The 2,845-nt window shown below is 47.3% G+C and carries 2 protein-coding genes and 1 pseudogene; 2 read left to right on the plus strand and 1 reads right to left on the minus strand.

Annotated elements, in window-relative coordinates:
• Together Q0294_RS19400 and Q0294_RS19405 are read left to right on the plus strand one after the other, a co-directional pair.
• Positions 1-400, plus strand: a pseudogene (locus Q0294_RS19400) (glutamine synthetase adenylyltransferase); the annotation flags it as partial.
• 269 nt (positions 401-669) lie between these two features.
• Positions 670-984, plus strand: coding sequence for a hypothetical protein (locus Q0294_RS19405; protein ID WP_299468753.1), 315 nt, complete (start codon positions 670-672; stop codon positions 982-984).
• A gap of 92 nt (positions 985-1,076) precedes the next feature.
• Here Q0294_RS19405 and Q0294_RS19410 read toward each other — a convergent pair whose 3' ends face one another.
• Positions 1,077-2,402: a sulfatase gene (locus Q0294_RS19410; RefSeq protein ID WP_299468755.1), complete on the minus strand. Its 1,326-nt coding sequence runs from the start codon at positions 2,400-2,402 to the stop codon at positions 1,077-1,079.
• Positions 2,403-2,845: the final 443 nt, after the last annotated feature.

Below are 2,845 nucleotides of genomic sequence, written 5' to 3' on the forward strand. Positions count from 1 at the left end.
CGGCGACGGGGGCCTGGTCGATTGCGAATATCTGATACAGGGGCTGCAGATTACTTATGGGCATCGCAATCCCATGCTGCGTACCACCAATACTCTGGAAGGGATTTGCGCCTTAAAGGAACTGGGATTGATCAGCCCCGACGATTTCCAGAATCTTCGCAACGCCTACATCTTCCTCAGAAGACTGATTGACGCGCTGCGAATGGTCAGAGGCAATGCCAAAGATTTGACGGTGCCTCCACAAGATCAGGAAGAATTTGAATTCCTCGCCCGCCGACTGGGATATGGTTCCCACACGGAAAAACTGCAGGAAGAAATCACCTCGACGATCGACCGTGTTCGCGAATTCAGCCGCCTGTTAGCGCCGATTAAAGCGATGACCATCCGCACGAACGGCTAACGTTTCAGACTCTCTGTCGCCGACTGCAAAGGCCCGATTCTGCAGAATTCTGCCGATCCGAGGCCCATTTCCATCGTCGTTCTGATGTCACTTTTATCAAAGTGATCACAGAATCTGGCGAAGCCCTCGAAGCGATAAAGCCCCTAATCTCTATTACCAAAACAACTTACATCATATCCCGCTTAATTGGCACAATCGGTGCTTTTTAACAATTCCAGAGCGGTTGAGAAATTCAGTCTATCGGGTAATTTCTTTTAAGGAACGGAAAGATGAAAAAGTTATTGATCGTTTGCGTAGCTTTGGCAGGACTGGCGTTCGTGGGAAATACGTCCACTGCCGAAGCGGGAGTCAAATTCAACGTGAATTTCGGAACTGGTTACGGCGGGTATGGCGGGGCTTATGGTTACCAGAATTTCAACCAGACCCCCTACTACTATGGAAGACGGCACGCATACTGGCACGACACGAGCCACTATGATTACCATCCCCCGGAATTTCGCCGACATGGAAATCATTTCCACTATCAGCCGGGACATTACGACTTTCATCAGACAGGCCACTTCGATCGTGGTCATCGCCATTGATCGCAACTTGTCTGTTCTTCGAAAGTGGTCTCAACGACAAGAGCAGGTCGGAACTCCGGACCTGCTCTTGTCTGCTTTCGATTCAAATCGGTTTATTTTGAAGTACCGTCCCACCACGCATCAGTCAGTTTCCGCAACTGATCTGCCCGCTCGGGAAACTCGGCAATCCGGTTTTTTCTCTCGAAAGGATCTTGAGCCAGATCATACAACTCTGCCTTCTCACCTTCGAGTCGGGGACCGGGAATGATCAACTTCCATTTGCCTTCAATACACCAGCGGTATTTCAAACTTGAGGCAGGGTCATTGATATCGATCATATCATGCTCGTAAATGTCACCGAAAATAGCCTTCCGCTCAATTTTGCCTCCATCTTCCATGACCTTCAGCAAATTAACGCCCTGCATGGCTTTGGTCGGTTTGAGTCCAACCGCGTTCAACAGGGTCGGCACGATGTCGATGCTGCTGACCAGCGTGTCATATTCTGCCGGTTTAATTTTACCCGGCCAGCGAAACATGATGGGGGTGCGAATTCCCCCGTCATACGGACTTCTTTTTGATTTCGGAGCATAACGAAATTTGAGCTTCGTTTTCTTTCGTTCCTGCTCTGTTTCAGGAACATATTGAATCCAGCCGTTATCGGTCACATAAACCACAATTGTATTTTCGGAAAGCCCCTTTTGATCCAGGTAATTCAATAGCTGTCCGCAGGTTTCATCGAACCATTCACACATCGCGTAATAATAGGACAATTCAACAGGCAAGTCGTCACTCAAGTATTTATCCAGCAGACGCTGGGGCGGATTATGGGGTGTATGCGGTAAAAAGGGCGCATACCACAAGAAAAAGGGATCCTGCCCGCACTCATCCAGAAACTGAAACACGGGGGCCATCCCTTCACGACCAACTTTCAGCCCCAGGTCTCCGTGTCTGCCGCCCCGCTTTGGATCGCCGTGAGTCATCGCAGACGTAAAACCGGCCAGTGCAGGATTACCTTCCCACCATTTTCCAGATTGAAAACTTTTATAACCCAGCTTACCCAGCATCGCCGGCAAACAATCGACGCTCTGAACATGCTTCAACAACTCTTGCCGATCCATTCCCCTGGGGGGATCGTTCCCGGTAATTTTATGCTGGTAAGGATATAATCCGGTCACCATCGTCATCAAACTGGGACGGCACAAACTGGTCGGCACGTAGCCTCTTTTAAAAACGGCACTTTCTGCCGCCAGCTTATCCAACTGAGGTGTCTGAATGACGTCATGTCCCATAAACCGATAGTCGTTCCAGGCCTGATCATCCGAGATAATCATGACAATATTGGGATGACTGGCTTTTGCATCAGCTTTCACAGTCGTGTGTGAATTCATGACGCACAGAATCACAATCAGTAACGGTATCCACTTTCTGAATGCACTCACATTTCACTCCTCTGCGCTGAAGTTCAATCACTTGTTGAAGGGGGAATTATCATTTCGATGCGGTATCAGGAATTCGTCGTTCGGCCTTTGAATAGTTTCAATTCAGAAGATCTTCATGTAGAATTATTTTGAAAAAAAACTTTTAAACACCCAACGCTCAACCTTATAATAACGTATTGATCTGCGGAAGAAATATACACACGAATAAAAAACACGTTCAAACCATCCTACCAGCAACTTCACTAAGATCAACATCCAAAGGAACTTACAAACTAATTCGTATTTAAAACCTTGGATAACACTGCACAAAACAACCCCACACGATTTATTTTCAACGATTTTGATTCAGGTCCACCAGAATAAGCCGGTTTCTCATATTTGTCATTCCTGATTCGATCAGCTTGGATGCGTTGACAGTATGGAAACTGATAATTCTAATGTAT

The sequence above is a fragment of the uncultured Gimesia sp. genome (genome assembly GCF_937919775.1).
In the GTDB taxonomy this organism is placed as follows: Bacteria; Planctomycetota; Planctomycetia; order Planctomycetales; family Planctomycetaceae; genus Gimesia.